The organism is Vreelandella janggokensis, from assembly GCF_031451615.1.
Classification (GTDB): Bacteria; Pseudomonadota; Gammaproteobacteria; order Pseudomonadales; family Halomonadaceae; genus Vreelandella; species Vreelandella janggokensis.
Genome location: NZ_JARWAJ010000001.1, coordinates 155503 through 174064, shown reverse-complemented (window position 1 = coordinate 174064; position 18562 = coordinate 155503). Strand labels below are relative to the sequence as shown.

13 protein-coding genes are annotated in these 18562 nt (G+C 58.2%); 8 read left to right on the top strand and 5 right to left on the bottom strand.

The genetic code is table 11. From position 1 onward, the window contains the following. Nucleotides 1-55: 55 nt before the first annotated feature. The gene (locus QC816_RS00805) at nt 56-2239 is read right to left on the bottom strand and encodes an OsmC domain/YcaO domain-containing protein (RefSeq protein WP_264823605.1); all 2184 of its coding nucleotides are present in this window, start codon (nt 2237-2239) and stop codon (nt 56-58) included. 263 nt (nt 2240-2502) lie between these two features. Then, nucleotides 2503-3093: a TetR/AcrR family transcriptional regulator gene (locus QC816_RS00800; RefSeq protein ID WP_085917151.1), complete on the bottom strand. Its 591-nt coding sequence runs from the start codon at nt 3091-3093 to the stop codon at nt 2503-2505. 213 nt (nt 3094-3306) lie between these two features. Here QC816_RS00800 and QC816_RS00795 point away from each other — a divergent pair, with 213 nt between their 5' ends. The 4 genes from QC816_RS00795 to QC816_RS00780 are packed head-to-tail and all read left to right on the top strand — an operon-like array spanning nt 3307 to nt 9758. Next, nucleotides 3307-4512 (top strand): efflux RND transporter periplasmic adaptor subunit, encoded by a 1206-nt coding sequence (locus tag QC816_RS00795; protein ID WP_309780570.1) that lies wholly within the window; start codon nt 3307-3309, stop codon nt 4510-4512. Further along, nucleotides 4512-7610, top strand: a complete 3099-nt coding sequence (locus QC816_RS00790; protein WP_309780569.1) for an efflux RND transporter permease subunit — start codon at nt 4512-4514, stop codon at nt 7608-7610. The genes QC816_RS00795 and QC816_RS00790 overlap by 1 nt, the downstream gene beginning before the upstream one ends. Further along, complete coding sequence (locus QC816_RS00785) at nt 7610-9022, top strand: ATP-binding protein (RefSeq protein ID WP_264823608.1); 1413 nt, start codon at nt 7610-7612, stop codon at nt 9020-9022. Before QC816_RS00790 ends, QC816_RS00785 begins: the two co-directional genes overlap by 1 nt. A 37-nt stretch (nt 9023-9059) precedes the next feature. Further along, nucleotides 9060-9758 (top strand): response regulator, encoded by a 699-nt coding sequence (locus QC816_RS00780; protein ID WP_085917147.1) that lies wholly within the window; start codon nt 9060-9062, stop codon nt 9756-9758. A 13-nt stretch (nt 9759-9771) separates the two neighbouring features. Here the strand turns inward: QC816_RS00780 and QC816_RS00775 are convergent, their stop codons facing one another. Continuing rightward, entirely contained in the window at nt 9772-10644 is an 873-nt protein-coding gene (locus QC816_RS00775) for an alpha/beta hydrolase (RefSeq protein WP_233337275.1), read from the bottom strand. A gap of 185 nt (nt 10645-10829) precedes the next feature. Between QC816_RS00775 and QC816_RS00770 the strand changes: the two genes are divergently transcribed. After that, on the top strand, nt 10830-11228 hold the full coding sequence (locus tag QC816_RS00770) for a hypothetical protein (protein ID WP_199283936.1): 399 nt from the start codon (nt 10830-10832) through the stop codon (nt 11226-11228). A 246-nt stretch (nt 11229-11474) separates the two neighbouring features. Continuing rightward, the gene (betT, locus tag QC816_RS00765; RefSeq protein WP_085917144.1) at nt 11475-13514 is read left to right on the top strand and encodes a choline BCCT transporter BetT; all 2040 of its coding nucleotides are present in this window, start codon (nt 11475-11477) and stop codon (nt 13512-13514) included. On the opposite strand, the gene QC816_RS00760 is transcribed toward betT, so the two are convergent. Further along, entirely contained in the window at nt 13511-14167 is a 657-nt protein-coding gene (locus QC816_RS00760; RefSeq protein ID WP_085917143.1) for a methyltransferase domain-containing protein, read from the bottom strand. The genes betT and QC816_RS00760 overlap by 4 nt on opposite strands. Nucleotides 14168-14415: 248 nt before the next feature. On the opposite strand from QC816_RS00760, the gene dauA reads away from it, so the two are divergent. Beyond that, complete coding sequence (gene dauA, locus QC816_RS00755) at nt 14416-16140, top strand: C4-dicarboxylic acid transporter DauA (protein ID WP_309780568.1); 1725 nt, start codon at nt 14416-14418, stop codon at nt 16138-16140. Nucleotides 16141-16234: 94 nt separating this feature from the next. Here dauA and exaC read toward each other — a convergent pair whose 3' ends face one another. Continuing rightward, nucleotides 16235-17755, bottom strand: coding sequence for an acetaldehyde dehydrogenase ExaC (exaC, locus tag QC816_RS00750; protein ID WP_085917141.1), 1521 nt, complete (start codon nt 17753-17755; stop codon nt 16235-16237). Nucleotides 17756-17872: 117 nt separating this feature from the next. On the opposite strand from exaC, the gene QC816_RS00745 reads away from it, so the two are divergent. Further along, nucleotides 17873-18562, top strand: a complete 690-nt coding sequence (locus QC816_RS00745) for a LuxR C-terminal-related transcriptional regulator (RefSeq protein ID WP_085917140.1) — start codon at nt 17873-17875, stop codon at nt 18560-18562.

Here is an 18562-nt window from a genome sequence, read left to right as displayed (position 1 = left end):
CTGCTGGCACCGTCACGCCAGCAGAGATCTATCAACACGTTTGGATAATGCTTAGTTAGATGCCCGCTTTAGCCGCCCGTGCCGCGTGAAGCTTCTTATAGCTTTCGATCAAGCGCTGGTGGCGCTCAAGGCCTTCCAACTGCATGTTGGTCGGCGTTAGGCCATGGAAGCGCACGGCGCCTTCCACCGAGCCCACCACCGCTTCCATGGTGGCTTCGCCGAACATGCGCTGGAAGTTGGGCAGGTAATCATCCAGTTCCAGCTCGTCATCCAGGGCGATTTCCAGCACCGCGTTCACTGCCTGGTAGAACAGACCACGTTCGACGGTGTTGTCGTTGTACTGGAGGAACATCTGCACGCAGTCCAGCGCCTCTTCATGACGCTGAAGCGCCAGATAGACCAGCAGTTTCAGCTCCAGAATGGTCAACTGCCCCCAAACGGTGTTCTCGTCAAACTCGACGCCGATCAGCGTGATGATATCGGCGTGATCGTCCATCTGGCTGTCTTCCAGTCGTTCGACCAGATCGGTGAGTTGATCGTCATCCAGGCGGTGCAGGTTGAGAATATCCTCGCGGTAATCCAGCGCCTTGTTGGTGTTGTCCCAGATCAGATCCTCGATGGGATAAACCTCGGAGTAGCCCGGCACCAAAATGCGGCAAACCGGCGCGCCCAGATCCTCGTGCACCGCCATATATACTTCGGCACCCAGCTCTTCAAAGATACCAAACAGCGTCTCGGCTTCTTCCTGGTTGGTGCCGGAGAAGTCCCACTCGCTGAACTCAAAGTCGGGCTTGGCGCTAAAGAAACGCCAGGAAACCACACCTACCGAGTCGATGAAGTGCTCAACGAAGTTGTTCGGCTCGGCCACGGTTTGCGAGTTGAAGGTCGGTAGCGGTAGATCGTTCAATCCCTCGAAGCTGCGGCCCTGGAGCAACTCAGTCAGGCTGCGCTCCAGCGCCACTTCAAAGCTTGGGTGGGCGCCAAAGGAGGCAAAAACGCCGCCGGTACGCGGGTTCATCAGCGTGACGCACATCACCGGGAACTGCCCGCCCATGGAGGCATCTTTGACCAGCACCGGAAAGCCTTGGGCTTCCAAAGCGTTAATGCCTTCGACAATGCTGGGGTACTTCGCCAGCACCTCCTGCGGTACATCCGGCAGGGTCAACTCCTGTTCGAGGATTTCACGCTTGACCGCTCGCTCGAAGATTTCCGACAGGCACTGCACCTGGGCTTCCACCAGGGTATTGCCCGCGCTCATACCGTTACTGAGGAACAGGTTTTCAATCAGGTTGGACGGAAAGTAAACAGTCTCGCCATCGGACTGACGCACATAAGGCAGCGAGACAATCCCCCGGTCTTCGCGACCCGAGTTGGTATCGATCAGATTAGAGCCGCACAGCTCGCCTTCCGGGTTGTAGATCGCCAGACAGTGCTCGTCGAGAATCTCCGCAGGCAGTTCGTCGTTAGGGCCCGGCTGGAACCACTTCTCATTGGGGTAGTGAACAAAGTCACTGCCCGCAATCTCTTCCCCGAAAAACTGGTCGTTGTAAAAGAAGTTGCAGCTCAAACGCTCGATAAATTCGCCCAACGCCGAACATAGCGCACTCTCTTTGGTGGCGCCTTTGCCGTTGGTAAAGCACATGGGAGCAGCCGCATCGCGGATGTGCAGTGACCAAACGTGGGGCACAATATTGCGCCAGGAAGCGATCTCGATCTTCATGCCCAGGTCAGCGAAAAGTGCGCTCATATTAGCGATGGTCTGCTCCAGCGGCAGATCCTTGCCTTCAATATAGGTACTGCTGCCTTCCGGCGCGCCCATCAGCAACGCCTGAGCGTCCTCGTCGATGTTCTCGACCACCTCGATCTGAAATTCAGGGCCGGTCTGGACGACTTTCTTCACCGTACAGCGATCGATGGAGCGCAGCATGCCCTCGCGATCCTTGTCGGAGATATCCTCCGGCAATTCGACCTGAATCTTGAAAATCTGCTTATAGCGGTTTTCCGGGTCGACGATGTTATTTTGCGACAGGCGAATGTTCTCGGTGGGAATGTTCCGCGCGTTGCAGTACACCTTGACGAAGTAAGCCGCGCACATGGCCGACGAGGCCAGGAAGTAGTCAAACGGGCCAGGCGCCGAGCCGTCGCCCTTGTAGCGAATCGGCTGGTCGGAGATAACGTTAAAGTCGTCGAACTTGGCCTCCAGGCGGAGGTTGTCGAGGTAGTTGACTTTGATTTCCATGAACGGGCACCCGGAGTGGTAAATGTCTAAAGGCCGTAAGCTGATTGGTGGCCATTATCCAGTTTTTTACCCGCTTCGTCTTGGGCAGTCTCCCGAATAATCTATTCAACGTCGATGGTGGGAAAGCGTTGCACTCTGCCACCCAAGGCATCACATCAGGCAGCCCAAAGCCCATGAGAAACTCGAGCCATCCCATGATTGTTCGATGGCGCCCTGATCGCTAACGACGTGGCCAACGATGAGCATCACTTCAGAGCCAGGCATTAATCGTCAGAGACCAGCACCTGTTGAAACAGAATTTTCTCAAACTGCTCCATCGGCTCAACAGACTTGAGCGTTTTGGCCCGCAGAATCGCGCCTTCCCAGCCCGAGAGAATAAAGCTGGCCAGATGATCGGCAGGCAGGGCCGCACTGAGTTCGCCGGCCTTTTGAGCGTCCTGCAGGCAAGCGACAAAATATTGTTCCCAGCGCTGGAAAACGCGATCCAGAGCATCGCGAAAGGTATCGCTTTGCCCGGAAAGCTCCTGCCCAAGGTTGCCAATCAGACAGCCGGTCGTATGGTTGCAATCGCACATATACTCACGACCCGCCGCAAAATAGCGCCTTAGCCGTTCAAGCGCAGGCATCGTGGTGTCTTCCAGAAGCTCGGCAAGCTGGGCGTCATAGGCCGTTGCAAACTTATCGATCACCGCCAGACCGAACGCCTCTTTGCTCGAGAAATAGTGGTAGAAGGATCCCTTCGGCACGCCGCAGGTTTTTAAAACAGCATTGATGCCCGTGGCATTATAGCCGTGCTGACCAATCAGTTCGGCACCGGTCTCAATGAGCTTGTCGCGCGTAGCGGTATTTTTCATATCATTAAAGTAGACCAGTCAGTCTATTGTTAGCAAATAAAGTGTCAGCCAAGTAGTCTTGAGCCACGTTACGGCGATAAAGGCGCTTCGCAAGGCGAGTTGCACGCAATTTACACATTGCTTACCTAATCGCTGCGTGACATAGGGTGATGCTAGCATGATACGCCCCAATAGCTCTAAGTTTCGATTTCGGCCAATGGATAACCCGCGACCATGACAGATCATCAACCACTATCACCATCACAACATGGTCGCATTCGGCTAAGCGCAGTGGTTGCGCTATTTGTTTTGATAGGTGGTGCGGCGCTGGCATGGTGGATCGTCACTCAGCCCCCGCGTATTGAGCGCCAGCCCCCACCCGAACCCGCGCCACCACTGGTCGATGTGGTCAGCGTATCATCCGCCGCCCGTTCTCCTGACCTGCAAGGCTTTGGCCGCGTTGAGGCCGAGCAGGCAACCATGCTCGCCAGCCGGGTCGACGGCCAGCTCGAACGGTTCGCCGAAGGTGTCATGCCTGGGCGGGTGGTCGAAAAGGATGCCCCCGTCGCTTATATCGACCAGGCCGACCTACAGTTGGCACTGGAAGATGCCGAGGCTCAGTTAGCCGATGCCCAGGCGCAGTTGTCACTTGAACAGGCGGAGCAGCAACGTGCCCGCAGTGAGTATGAGTCTTTCGGACGCCAGCTTTCCGCCGAGCGCCGGGCGTTGGTCCTCCGCGAGCCACAGTTGCGCCAAGCCCAGGCGCTGGTTGCCCAGGCACGCGTTGCCCGCGACCAGGCCGCGCTTAACCTGGACCGAGCCACCCTGCGCTCGCCCTGGGAGGCGATGGTGCAGGAGCGCCTCGTCGGCGCGGGCAGCCTGCTGAGCCAGGGCACCGAGGTGTTGCATCTGGTGGGCGTCGACCAGTTCTGGGTGCGCGCCTCGCTACCCGGCGAATGGCTTGACTGGCTGCAGGAAGGCAGCCGTGTCAGCTTGTCGAGCAGCGGGTGGCCGGCAGGCGAGCAGCGCGAAGGAACATTGGTCTCGATTCTTCCCGCGCTGGAAGAAAACGGCCTGCAGGCGCAGCTACTGATTGCCGTTGATGATCCGCTGGCGCTTAACACCCAAGGTCCGGCCCTGCGCCTTGGCGATGTGCTGCGCGTCTCGTTTACCACCCGCACCAGGCCGGATCTCATCGCCCTGCCCTCCGCCGCGCTGCGTCCCGGCGAACAGGTGTGGTGGGTCGACGCCGATGACCGCCTGCAGCGTAGCCAGGTCACGCTCGCCTACCGCGGCCAGGATCAGGCATTGGTCAGTAGCGGTCTGGCCGACGGCCGACGCGTCGTGACAGCAGGGTTGGCCCAGCCCAGGGAAGGCCAGCACGTTCGTATCCGACAACGCGGCGACATACCCTCGGACGACAACGGGGGTGACAGCTGATGCTGCGTAAAGGCCCCCTGGCGTGGATGGTCGACCATGGCGTTGCACCAAACCTGCTGATGATCCTGTTTATTGTCGGCGGGCTCATGGCGTCGCTGGCAATCAAGAAGGAGATCTTCCCGGAATTTGAGACTGAAGTGGTCCAGGTCACCATCAGCTACCCGGGCGCCACGCCGGAAGATATCGAACAGAGCCTGCTGCTGCCCGTTGAGGCCGCCATTTCCGACGTCGAAGGCATCGATGAACTGACATCCAGCGCCAGCGAGGGTAGCGCCAACGTCAGCGCCACACTCGTGGATGGCATCGACGTGATGCGCGCCTATCAGGATATTCAGCAGTCGGTTAATGCGATCACGACGCTGCCCAACGCCGCTGACCCGCCCCGCTTCACCCTGGCCGGTCGTGCGCGAAGCGTATTGAGCCTGCAGGTTTACGGTCAGACCGACTTGGGCACGCTCCACGATGCCGCGGAAAACGTCCGGGCCGAACTACAGGCCACCGACGGCCTTTCCCGTGCCGAACTATCGGGGAATCGCGCCCGGGAAATCCAGGTGCTGCTGGATGACGAAGCCATTGAACGCTACGGCCTGGATCATCAGGCATTGGCCAGCGTGATTGGTGAGGAAGCGCTGGACCTGGCCAGCGGCCAGCTGACCACCAACGAAGGTGAATGGCTGGTGCGCTACCAGGGGCGACGAAACAGCGCCGATGCCTTCGCCGAGCTGCCGGTTCTCACCAGCTCCCAGGGTATGCCAATTCGACTAGGCGATATCGCCGACGTACGCGAGGGGTTTGCCGAAACCGACCGGGAGGAGTTTTATAACGGCCAACCCGGCCTCTCGGTGGATGTTTATCAGATTGGCGACCAAACACCGACCAGCATTTCAGAAGCCGTCAACGGCGAGCTTGAACGCCTGCGTGCCGGGCTACCCGAAGGTGTCAGTCTGGATGTTTCCCGGGACAGCTCCGAGGTCTACGAAGACCGGTTGAGCCTTCTGCTGAAAAACGCATGGATGGGCCTGGCGTTGGTCCTGGTCTTGATGGCGCTGTTTTTGGAAGCCCGCTTGGCTTTCTGGGTCACGCTTGGGATCCCCACGGCATTCCTGGGCGCGATGCTATTCCTTCCCTGGATCGGCGTATCGCTGAACATGATATCGATGTTCGCGTTTATCATCGCGCTGGGGATTGTGGTCGACGACGCCATCATGGTGGGTGAAAACATCTACAGCTACCGTGAAGAGGGCTATTCGCTGCGCGATGCAGCGGTCAAGGGTGCCCGGGAAATCGCCACGCCACTGACCTTTGCGATTCTTTCCAACATCGTCGCTTTTCTACCTCTGTTGTTCTTGCCTGGCTTCTTGGGGCTGATTTTTGCGACCGTCCCGGTAGTGGTCATCACCGTCTTCTTGATTTCCTGGGCCGAAGCGCTGTTTATTCTGCCCGCGCACCTGGCCCATAGCCGTAAACCCCGCCAGACACCCACCTGGCAACGCCCGCTGGAAGCCTTGCGCCAACACATGCAAGGCGGGCTTCATCACTTTACCTATCATCAGTTCGAGCCCTTTCTGCAGCGGGCGCTCAATGTCCGCTGGCTGACCGTCGCGCTGGGAATCGTCATCTTGCTGGTGACGCTTGCCTGGAGCATGAGCGGGCGGCTTGGTTTCTCGCTGATGCCTCGGGTCGAATCCGATGAGGTCGAGGCCAGCGTCACACTGCCCATTGGCAGTCATATCAGCGTTAGCCGCGAACTCAGCCAACAGCTATTGGAGGCTCGCGATCAACTGAGTCAACGTGAGGAGTCTCTCCACTTCAGCAGCACCCACACCCGCCTGGACGGCGAGAGCCTGCAGGTAGAATTGGAGATTGCGCCAGAAAGCCTGGAGGACTGGCCGCCTTCGCGAGTTGCCCGGGAGTGGCGCGAGCTAACCGGCGATTTACTTGGCGCGCAATCGGTGCGCTTTGCTTCAGATGCAGGCGGGCCGGGTAGCGGTGCAGCGCTTAGCTTACGCCTGTCACACCCTGACACCCAGGTGCTCGAAGGAGCGGCCAACCAATTGGCCGATTCACTGGGCAACTATGGTTTGATCGATATCGACAGCGGCCTGGGCGATGGTAAACCGCAGCTTGAAATGCGCCTTTCCTCCGAAGGACGCTCGCTGGGCCTTACCGGCAGCGATCTGGCCCAAGCCCTGCGCGGCCCCCTCCAGGGTGCCACGGCCCTGGAGCAGTTTGTCGGGCGCAGCGAAGTCAGCGTCGAGGTACGCCTGCCCGAAGAAAACCGCAATAGTCTGAACGAACTCTACCGCCTGCCGGTACGCACACCCGACGGCCTCAGCGTGCCGCTTTCCCGGGTCGCCGACATCTCGCTGAGCCAGGCCTCCAGTGGCCTTGAGCGGATTAATGGCCGGCGGGTTATCACCGTCACTGCGGATGCCGAGGATGACCTGCCCATCAACCAGGTAATGGCCACCCTTCAGACGGATGTTTTCCCCGACCTGGAAACCAACTGGCCGGGGCTTGACGTCACCCTGGGCGGGCGCCAGCAGGATACCGCCGACAACCTCGCTACGCTTCGCACCTCCATGTGGTTGATGATGGCCGCGCTTTATGCGCTGCTGGCGATCCCGTTCAAAAGCTATCTGCAACCGCTGCTGGTGATGGCCGCGATCCCGTTTGGTATCGTCGGAGCGATTGGCGGGCATATGCTGATGGGCTTCGGACTGTCGATCATCAGCCTGCTCGGCATGCTGGCGCTCTCGGGTGTGGTGATCAACGATGCGCTGGTGCTGATCGATTTTGCCAACCGCAAGCGGCGCGAAGGCATGGCGGCGCGCGAAGCCATCGTCACCGCCGCCACCCGCCGCCTGCGCCCCATCATGATGACCACACTAACCACGTTTTTGGGGCTGGCGCCGATGATAATGGAAACCTCCCGGCAGGCTCGCTTCATGATTCCCATGGCGATTTCGCTGGGCTTTGGCATGCTTTTCGCCACGCTGATTCTGCTGATTCTGGTACCGTGCCTCTACCTCAGCCTCGAGAATCTGCGCGAGCGGTTACGTACGCCGCCGCAGCCGCATTCAGCAGGAGTTAGCTAATGTCTTTGACCTCGTTGCGCTCAACCCTGGGCGGCTTTCGCTGGCGTTTCTCGCGGCTGGGACTGAAGCTGTTCCTGATCATCCTGAGCGTTAACGTGGCGATTTCCGCGGGCGCCTTTCTGGCCGTCTCGTACAGCATTGACCGGGGATTTCTTGAGTATCTTAACCAGGCCCAGGAGCGGCGGGCCACCTTGCTGGCCGACAGCCTGGTGACGCGTTGGCAGCCCCGGCAAAGCTGGGCGTGGCTCGAACGCTCACCGGAACGCTGGCCGATGGTCGTACGCCACGCCCTGGGCCAAGAGCACCGTGACCGTCCAAGTCCACTCGGCGAGGCACAGGACTTTGTGCTGCGCGATGCCGATGAACGTTTTGTGATCCCGCCCCATAATGCCAGTCAGAGCAACTGGCACTGGCTCACGCTACGCAGCGACGACGAAGAGATCGGGGAGCTCGGGTTTCGCCCTCCCCAACAAGTCATGGAACGCATGGAAAACCGCTTCCTTGAACGTCAGCAGCGCAACCTGGTTATTATCGTTCTCTCGCTGGGTGTCGCCTCCTTGTTGTTGGCCGGTGGGCTCTCCTGGTGGCTGGGACGACGCACTCGGGCCCTGGCCACCGCCACCCGGCGCTTGACCGAAGGTGATTATCACAGCCGACTGCCCGAGCGTGGTCGCGACGAGCTTTCGCTATTGGCCCGCGACTTCAATGTCCTGGCTGCCACCCTGGAAGCGAGCCGCAATGCCCGGGCCCGCTGGGTCTCAGACACCGCCCACGAGCTACGTACCCCGCTGGCGGTGCTGCGCGGTGAGATCGAAGCCATGCAGGATGGGATTCGTCCGCTGAACCAGGAAAGCCTCGGGTCCCTCGGCCAGGAAGTGGATCAGTTGGAGCGGCTGGTCGCCGACCTGCGTCTGCTTTCCCAAAGCGATGCCGGCGCACTGGATATTCAGTTGGCGCCGATGAATCTTAGCGATGCGCTGGCGGGTCGCCTGGAAGATGCCGAACGCTGGCTGACAGACAGCGACATGAGTCTGACCCAACAGATCACCCCCGAGATAATGATTCGCGGCGATGCCCAGCGACTGCGCCAACTATGGGATAACCTGATGGATAACAGCTGTGCCTATACCAGCGCCCCGGGTTCACTCAACGTCACCCTGGCCCAAGACGGCAACGAGGCCGTGGTCAACTGGCAAGACAGTGCGCCAGGCGTGCCCGATAGCGAGCTTGAGCGCCTCACTGAACGACTTTATCGGGTCGAAGGCTCGCGCAGCCGCTCTAGCGGCGGCAGCGGTCTTGGCCTGTCGATCGCCAGTGCCCTGGTACATGCCCATGGTGGCAGTCTTTCGGCCTCTCATTCGACGCTGGGTGGATTATGCTGGACACTACGTTTCCCGTTGCTGGAACGCTAACCATTAATCCGGTCCTTTTTCTTCAAGCGAGCTTGCCATGATGGATACCCCCTCTTTACTGGTCGTGGAAGACGAGCCAAAAATTGCCCGTCTGATGGCAGACTACCTGACCACCCATGGCTTCGAGGTGACCACCCTCGACCATGGCGATCATGTGGTACCGTGGATTGAAAAGCAGGTTCCCCGCCTTATCCTGCTCGACCTCATGCTGCCCGGCAAAGACGGCCTGACGCTATGTCGTGAAATCCGCCATCAATGGCCACATATCGCGATTATCATGGTAACCGCCAAGGTCGAGGAAGTGGATCGCCTACTGGGGCTGGAACTGGGGGCCGACGACTACATATGCAAGCCGTTCAGCCCGCGCGAAGTGGTTGCCCGTGTCAAGGCGGTACTGCGGCGAAGCCAGGCGGCGGCCGACACCACCCCGCAAGCGGCGAGCAACGCGCTGGTAACGCTTGATGAAGACGGCTGGCAAGCCCTGGCACAGGGCCACGACCTGGGTCTCACGGCGGTGGAGTTCCAATTGCTGCGGGTGATGATGCAGGCGCCGGGGCGCATCTTCAGCCGCGAGCAGTTGATGGATCACATGTACCGAGACAACCGGATCGTTTCGGAGCGCACCGTGGACAGCCACATCAAGAAGCTGCGCAAGAAAATCCACGAAGCGCTCCCCGAGCAGGAAATCATCCGCTCGGTGTATGGCGTCGGCTACAAATACCAGCCCGAAGGTTAGCGGTACGCACTCCTCAGGGGGAAACCTGGTCGTTGAGGAACGCAATCCCCGCCTCTATGGCGCCGCCACGCAGCAGAAAGCTGGCGAAATGGCCACGCCCATGCAGCAGGTAGAGCTCGCTTTCCACGCCGTTGTCGATCAGCGCTTGATAAAAGTCTTCCGCATGATCCACCGGCACTAGTTGATCCCAGGTGCCGTGGAAGATAAAAAACGGCGGCGCTTCCGACGTTATCTGGCGCTCGGGGGAAGCGAGACGGTAAGCCTGATTTTTTTCAGCGCGGGTACCACCGATAAAGTCGACCACCAGGCGCCCGTCATCAAACTTGAGCAAATCACTGGGCAGGCCACCGGCCAGCACGGCGGCCAAGCGAGCATGCTCTCCGCCATAGGGTTCCGCAAGCGGCCCTTGCGACCCGGCCAGCGCCAGCAGGCTCACCAGGTGCGCGCCGGATGAAAAACCTACGCCCACGATGCGCTGCGTATCCACTTGCCACTCATCCGCGTTGGCGTGAATCCAGGTCATCGCCTGCTGCAGGTCATGCAACTGCGCGGGAAACTGGTAGCTCGGCGCAAAACGATGCTCGATATTCACTGTCACGTAGCCTTGCGCGGCCAGCTGCTCGGCAATCCCCTGCATATCTTCAGGGCCACGATTGCGCCACCCCCCGCCGTGGACAATCAGCGCCGCGGGGCGACGGGTCTGGGTAGGCGAATGCGGCAAATAGACCTCGGCATTGAGCGCCTCAGGCCATGCATCGGGTGTATAGGGGGTAGGCGGAAGGCGCTTATAGGACAACGCCTGACGCGCACCTTCGTCCGCGCCGCTGGCGGGCTCACCTTGGCTGGCAAGATGGGTGACACCGCAGCTGCTTAACAGCAACGCCAAGGCACTCACAGCGCTACAGCGTCGTAAGCAAGACCACCGCGATATATGCAACACAGCATTTCTCCTTGAACAATCCCCCGACCCCCCAGCGAGCCTACCAAGATCACGATTATTGCACACTCCCTGCAAAGGGTTTGCACCCGGACGGACAATACTGACAACGTCCACCCATCAGGAGATACGTCATGACCCTTTCACTCCGTCAATTCGTTGCCCCGGCGCTGTTCGTCGCCGCCTTGTTGCCATTAGCCGCGACCGCCCAGGCGGATCATCACGACGGCGAGAAGCCTCACCATGACCGCGAGCGCATGGAAGAGAGAATGGAAGAACACCGTCAGGACGTTTATGAACGCGCGGCGCTCAGCGACGATAAACAACAAGCACTTAACGAGGCCCACGACACATTTCGCAATGAAATGAAAAACGTTCGCGACGCCCACCAAGCACGCATGGCCGAGATTCTGACCGAGGACGAGCAGGAAGCGCTGCGCGACGCCATGCACGAGGCCCGTGAAGAGTACCGTGAGGAGTACCGGGAAGCCCAAGGTAAACGTCATCACGGTGAGGAAAAAACTAGCCAATAAGCGCGTTTATTTAACGTCTAATACGCTTAATGCCCGGTTCTACCGGGCATTTCTATTTCTATCCTGATCATACAAGGAGGTTGATCACCCCGGGATCGGCCATGTACCGATCAAGGAAGCGACACGGGGAGTTGAAAGACAGACTTGAAGGGAAAGGGTAAAGCGCGTATTTTATTTGAACGTTCATTCAAAATAAAATTGCTTGATCGCATTTCCATCATTGTCTAACAACAGGAGTCCGCCTCCATGGCGAAAGACAACCCCGTCTTACCCTCCCGAGACCGCCTCAACCCCGTGGTATTCCACGGCAGCGTAGCGGGCATTGTGGTCTTTCTGGTGCTTACCATGCTCTTCACCGAGCAGGCTGGTACCTTTTTCGATGCTGGCCTTGCCTGGGTGAGCAAAACATTTGGCTGGTATTACATGCTGGCCATCGTCGCGTACCTGGTGTTTGTCGCGCTGATTGGCATGTCGCGCTACGGCAGCATTCGGCTGGGGCCTGATCATTCACGACCGGAGTTTTCCCTCTTGTCATGGTCAGCCATGCTGTTTGCCGCCGGTATCGGTATCGACTTGCTGTTCTTCAGCGTTGCCGAGCCGGTTGCCCATTATTTGGCGCCACCGGATCTGACCCCTGAAAGCCAGGCAGCCATGCGTAACGCCGTCGTTCAAACCTATCTGCACTGGGGCCTCTCCGGTTGGGGACTCTACGTGTTGATGGGTATGGCGCTGGCTTACTTCAGCTACCGCCACCGTTTGCCGCTGGCAATTCGTAGCGCCTTGTATCCCATACTGGGCAAGCGCATCCATGGTCCTATTGGTAATGCGGTTGATATTACCGCGGTGATCTCGACGGTGTTCGGTATCGCGACCAGTTTGGGCATTGGCGTCATGCAGCTCAATTACGGCCTGAACTATATGTTCGATGTGCCGGAAACCCTCACCGTGCAAATCATCCTGATTGTACTGGTCGTTGTGTTAGCGACGATTTCCGTGGTCACTGGCGTTGAGAAAGGTATCCGCCGACTCTCCGAGTTCAACATGCTATTGGCGTTAGCGCTGATGCTGTTTGTGCTGTTTTCCGGCGATACGCTGATGCTGCTGGATAAAATGGTCAATAACGCGGGTGATTACCTTTCCGGATTTGTGGCCGCCAGCTTCAACACCTACGCGTTCGACGGTGAAGGCGCTCAAGAATGGAAAATGTGGTGGACGATTTTCTTCTGGGGCTGGTGGATTGCCTGGACGCCGTTTGTCGGTCTGTTTCTGGCGCGTATTTCGCGTGGCCGCACCATTCGTGAGTTTGTTGCCGGTGCGTTGTTTATCCCGCTGGCCTTCATGATGGTGTGGATGTCTATCTTCGGCAACAGTGGCATCGAACTCGTCGCCAACCAGGGCATTACAGAGCTTGGCGAACAGGCACTCAATACGCCGCAAACCACTCTATACACGCTGCTTGAATACTATCCGTATGTCGGCATTACAGCGGCAGTGGTCACTATACTGGGGATTGTGTTCTTTATAACCTCGGCAGACTCCGGCGCGCTGGTACTGGCCAACTTCACGTCCATTCTCAGCGATGTCAACCACGACGCGCCGATCAAACTGCGTATTTTCTGGTCAGCCATCATTGGCTTGATCACCATTGCGCTGCTGATGGCAGGTGGCTTGAACGCGCTGCAAAGCGCCGTCGTGATTACCGCGCTGCCGTTCTCACTGGTGATTTTTGCTATCATGGTGGGCATGGTCAAAGCCTTGAAGCTTGAAGGCAGCAAGGCCGATGCACGCCGCATGATTGCTGGCGGCGCCTCTGGGGGTGACTGGCGCGAACGCCTTGATCGTGCGCTGGATACGTCCAACCGTGCTGGCGCAGCTGCGACGATTGAGCACTCGATTCGTCCGGCGATGACGCAGTTTGCTCAGGAGCTGGAGAGCCGTGGCCAGACCGCCAACGTGACCGAAGAGCAGTTAGAGGGCGAATCACTACCCAAGTTGATGCTGCAGGTCGACTTTGGCGAAGCCACCAGCTTTGTCTATCAAGTATGCCCGCACCGCATGCGGACGCCAAGCTTCATACCGGCAGACGATGATTTCTACGTGCGGCTGGATGTTTTCCTCGCCGAAGGCGGTCAGGATAAAGACCTCAACGGCTATACCCGTGGCCAGGTGATTGGTGATCTGGTGGCCGAGTACGAACGCCACCTGCACTTCCTGACACTGGCAGGCCATCAGCAGGCTATGCCGGGCACTATCGGTGAACCACCGGAAGAGTCCACGCAACCTTAAACCAAGCGTGCAACGCCCTCCCGGCCTAATGGCTGGGAGGGCGTTTTTTTGTGGGTAAAGTGCGCTAACTGGGTCGGCTGACCCAGTGCGTCATGCCACTCACCAATACCGGTGAAGCGCACTCGATAGCCATGGCGCTTGGCCACTCCCCTTGCCCACTGCTGAAAACGCCCCCGGGACCATTCAAACTTATGGTCTGGATCTCGGTACTCGCCCTCTTCTAACCCGAGTAACGGGTTATAGTCGGCGTTGGGTGTGGTCACCACCAGATAAGTCGGCTGGAAGCTCGCAAACACCGCTTTTTCCACCGCCGACAGTTGGGCGGGAGGAATATGCTCAATGGTTTCCACCATGGCCGCGGCTGAAAAGTGCTTTAGCGGTTGCTTGTCATCTGTATACGAGCCACAAATCAGCTCTAGACATTGCTTTGCTCGGGGTAAATCCGCCAAGCGAAATTTGGCTTGCGCTAATAGCTCACCGTCCAGTTCGACACCAACGACTCGCTCAAACTGCTCCACCTGCAATAAATATTGTAACAATCCTCCGGACCCGCAACCTAAATCCAATACGTCGCGGGCTTGGGTTGCGCGAAGTTTTTCAGCGACATAAAGCAACCGCTGCTGATGAAGATCCGGCGTTTCTAAATCGGTCACACAGACTCCAATATAAAGTAAAAGACCCTTTGTGGATCGGATCCATCGAACAGTTTGGCGGAATTGATAGCCGATCAAATCAATGCAACTGACCAACAGCGTAAGCGGCAATATCTTAACACCCGCCGTCCAGGTGCCCACGGCGAACCATTAGGGAGGCCCTATCATATATAACGCCCCGTTGTGCAAATTCAGCAGGCAGAGTAACGTAACAATTTGATTTACTTACCACCCAAGAGGCCTACCGCATGTCCCGTTCGCGTTACGTTTTTCCGGTGCCTGGTAGTGCACTCATTAGCGCTTGGCGTGAAGGATACACCCTTGGCAAATTGAAGCGCGATATCATGGCGGGGCTCACGATTGGCGTAGTCGCGGTACCGCTTTCCATGGCGCTGGCAATTGCCACCGGTGTCCCCCCTCAACATGGTCTCTACACTGCCATCGTGGCGGGAGCGGTAATCGCCTTGACTGGCGGTTCGCGGTTTAACATCTCCGGCCCCACCGCTGCCTTTGTGGTCATCCTGTTTCCCATCGTGGCCAACCACGGTCTGGGCGGGCTACTGATTGCCACATTGATGGCAGGTGCTATCTTGGTCGCACTGGGGTTGTCGCGGCTGGGCAGCCTGATTCAGTACGTGCCTTATCCGGTGATTCTCGGCTTTACGGCGGGTATCGGTGTGGTGATTGCGCTATTGCAGCTGCCGGACTTTCTCGGTCTATCCGGCGTCGAGCTTGGCGATAGCACCCTGCATAACCTGATGCTGATTGGCCAAGCACTACCCCGTCTTTCACCCGCAGAGATCAGTGTCGGGCTTATCACCTTGGCGACGCTGATAATCTGGCCCCGTCTGAATACTCCCATCCCAGCCCCGCTGGTCGGTTTGGCAATGGGAACGCTGACGGCCGCGCTGCTCATGATGACTGGCGTTGAAGTCGATACCATCGCCTCACGTTTTAGCTGGGAGTTCGAAGGCCAAACCGGCGGAGGCATTCCCCCCTTTGCGCCTGGTTTTACGGCACCATGGCATTTCCCTGGGGCGGATGGCACACCGCTCGAGATCAACTTTACGCTGATTCAGTCGTTGCTCGGTCCGGCACTGGCGATTGCACTATTGGCGGCCATTGAGTCACTGTTGTGTGCCACGGTGGCGGATGGCCTGACCCGTACGCGCCATGACCCTAACGCCGAGTTAATCGGTCAGGGCCTGGGCAACATGGTGGTGCCTTTCTTTGGCGGCATTACCGCTACCGCGGCCCTGGCCCGCACCGCGACCAATATCAAAAGCGGTGCCTGCTCTCCTGTCGCCGCGGTGGTACATTCGCTGGTGGTATTACTTGCCGTGGTCGCTTTGGCGGGTGTACTGGGCTACGTTCCCATGGCCGCCCTAGCCGCCCTGCTGTTTATCATTGCCTGGAACATGAGCGAGGCGCGCCACTTTGTGCATACGCTGAAAAGCGCCCCCGCCAGCGATGTCACAGTGCTGGTAATCTGCTTTGCATTGACGGTGATTTTCGACATGGTGATTGCCGTGGCCGTGGGTATTGGCCTGGCAGCCGCGCTGTTTATTCGTCGCATGGCACAGTTAACTCATACCCAGCGCTTGGCGGCACCCGACGTCGGCGAAAACTTTCCACCAGAAGTTGCACTCTACAAAATCAGTGGTCCGCTATTTTTCGGCGCGGCCGAAAAGGCCATTGCCACGCTAAGAGTCATTGATCACAGCATTCGGATTGTCGTACTGGATATGCGCGACGTGTCTAGCCTGGACACCACGGGCATGGTGGCGCTGGACAGCCTGCGACGAGAACTGGGTGAGCAAGATGTAGGTGTTATATTTGTTGGACTGCCGCCGCGGATGGCGCTGAAAATAAAACGCGCGGGCATTAAGCGCGAAGCGGGCAAGCTAGCGGTCGTCAGTAACCTTGCCCACGCCGAGCGCATGGCGCGCCGTTGGTTGGGAGGCGCTGCCTAACAAGCAGGTGCGGACAACAAAAAGCACCCCGGCAATCCATGCAATAAACACATGGCCGGGATGCTTATGATGACGTGTTACAAATCGCTAGGCCTTAGAAGAAGCCCAGCGGATTGATGTCGTAGCTGACCAGCAGGTTTTTGGTCTGCTGATAGTGCTCCAGCGCCACTTTATGGGTTTCGCGTCCAACGCCGGATTTCTTGTAACCACCGAATGCCGCATGGGCAGGGTACTGGTGGTAGCAGTTGGTCCACACACGCCCGGCTTGAATACCCCGGCCCATGCGGAAGGCAACGTTGATATCGCGGCTCCACAGGCCAGCGCCCAGTCCGAACTCGGTGTCGTTGGCAATCGCCAACGCTTCTTCCTCATCCTTGAAGGTGGTCACCGCCACGACAGGACCAAAGATCTCTTCCTGGAAGACACGCATCTTGTTATTGCCCTTGAGCAGCGTTGGCTGAATGTAGTAGCCGCTGTTGATGCTGTCATCCAGGGTCTCTTTGTTACCGCCAGTGAGGAACTCGGCGCCCTCGTCACGAGCTATATCCATGTACGACATGATCTTGTCGAACTGCTCCTGAGAGGCTTGAGCGCCTACCTGCACGTCGGTATCCAGCGGATTGCCGCGCTTGATGGTTTGCGTACGCTCGATGACTTTGGCCATGAACTCGTCGTACATGCTTTCCTGAATCAGCGCACGAGATGGGCAGGTACACACCTCGCCCTGATTAAAGAACGCCAGCACCAGGCCCTCGACCGCTTTATCAATAAATGTCGGTTCGGCATTCATGATATCGGCGAAGTAGATGTTGGGGGATTTACCACCCAGCTCGACCGTGGAGGGAATAATATTTTCCGCGGCACACTTCAGGATGTGTGAGCCCACCGGGGTGGAGCCAGTAAAGGCGATTTTGGCGATACGCTTGCTGCTCGCCAGTGCCTGCCCCGCTTCGGCACCGAAGCCATTGACGATATTCAGCACGCCAGGCGGCAGCAGATCGCCAATCACTTCCATCACTTTCAAAATCGACGCTGGCGTCTGTTCAGCGGGCTTGAGCACCACACAGTTACCTGCCGCCAGCGCAGGCGCCAGCTTCCAGGTAGCCATCAGAATCGGGAAATTCCAAGGGATAATCTGCCCCACCACGCCCAGCGGTTCATGGAAGTGGTAGGCCACCGTGTTGCCGTCTATATCGGCCGCCGTGCCTTCCTGGGAACGGATACAGCCGGCAAAGTAGCGGAAGTGGTCAACGGCAAGCGGAAGGTCGGCATTGAGCGTTTCGCGCACGGCCTTGCCGTTATCCCAGGTTTCAGCAACGGCCAGCATTTCCAGATTCTGTTCGATGCGGTCGGCGATCTTAAGCAGAATATTGCTGCGCTCTTGTGCGGACGTTTTGCCCCATGCAGGTGCGGCGCTGTGAGCCGCGTCCAATGCTTTGTCGATATCTTCCGCGCTTGATCGGGGGATTTCGCAAAACACCTGGCCGTTAACCGGGCTGATATTATCGAAGTATTGGCCCTTCACCGGAGGAACAAACTCGCCGCCGATGTAATTGCCGTAGCGTTTTTCAAATGACACCAGTGAACCAGCATCACCAGGATTGGCGTAGATCATTATTGAGCTCCTGCGTATTATGATTATTAAAGGTTGCTCATGCAGTGTTGGTCAGACGGGCGCAACGCGACATACCCCGTTGGCAGGATGCGCCCTCATCCCTTGGTAGGAGACGCCATGTATTCGTTATTGGTGGCAGACGATCATCCGCTGTTTCGCGACGCGCTGCAGGTCGTGGTCAGCAGCGGCTTGCCACATAGCCAACTGTTGGAAGCCGATAGCCTCGCCACCGCCATCTCCCTGATTAGCGAGCACGACGGCCTGGACTTACTGCTGCTCGACCTGAGCTTACCCGATGCGGAAGGGCTCGACGGTTTGACCCACCTGCGCGAAGCGTTTCCCTGGCTGCCGGTGGCGATTATTTCCGCCCATCAGGAGCGTCAGTTAGTGCTGGATGCGATCAGCCTGGGCGCCGTGGGCTACATCCCCAAATCAACCCCCAGGGAGGTCATGCTCAATGCACTCACCCAGATTCTTGAAGGGCAGCTCTATCTGCCTTCCGATGTCATGCGCCGCCCACCATCAGCAACGCCCCCGTCCAAATCCAGAGGATCGGCAGCCGCCGAGCGCCTGGCCGGTGAAAGGCTCACCCAGTTGACCGATAAGCAGCTTGAGGTATTGCGCTGCATGACTCAGGGCATGTCGAACAAGCTGATCGCCCGCGAACTGGATATTGCCGAGACGACTGTCAAAACTCACGTCTCGGCGATCTTGCGCAAACTGGAAGCGACCAGCCGTGTCCATGCCATCGTGATGGCGGGCGAGGATAACCTGCCGCTTTATTTGGCCAGTCGAACGACGCGTTAA